The sequence below is a fragment of the Rhodococcus sp. T2V genome (assembly GCF_029269925.1).
Lineage (GTDB): Bacteria > Actinomycetota > Actinomycetes > Mycobacteriales > Mycobacteriaceae > Rhodococcus_F > Rhodococcus_F koreensis.
Genome location: NZ_JARJBD010000554.1, coordinates 1 through 351 on the forward strand (window position 1 = coordinate 1; position 351 = coordinate 351).

General features: G+C 66.1%; 2 pseudogenes. Both read right to left on the reverse strand.

The features are described from left to right. Window positions 1-230 (reverse strand): annotated as a pseudogene (locus P3H15_RS55385) (hypothetical protein); the annotation flags it as partial. 7 nt (window positions 231-237) lie between these two features. Continuing rightward, window positions 238-351 (reverse strand): annotated as a pseudogene (locus P3H15_RS55390) (ATP-binding cassette domain-containing protein); the annotation flags it as partial.

Below are 351 nucleotides of genomic sequence, written 5' to 3' on the forward strand. Positions count from 1 at the left end.
GCCATGCACAGGCGGTTGGAGTCGAGGATGGCGGCGTGGATGTTGCGGCTCGAGACCGCATCGCCGACGCGGAAGAGCTGAAAGGTGCTGTCCGCGTTGGCCACGAGGGTCTGCGGTTGCCAGCCGGCCAGAGGCTCGACCCAGCAGAAGATCGAGCAGGTCCCGTGCCGCACGTACTCGGAGTCTTCCTTCAGATCGCGTCCCGGGCCTGCAGGGATCGGGTCACGCACGTGAGCGGCGGAGCAGACCGATCAGCGACTTCAGGAACACCGACTTACCCGTACCCGACGGCCCGAGCAACGCACTGACCTCACCGGCCGGAAGGGTCAACGTGACGTCCTGCCAGATCCT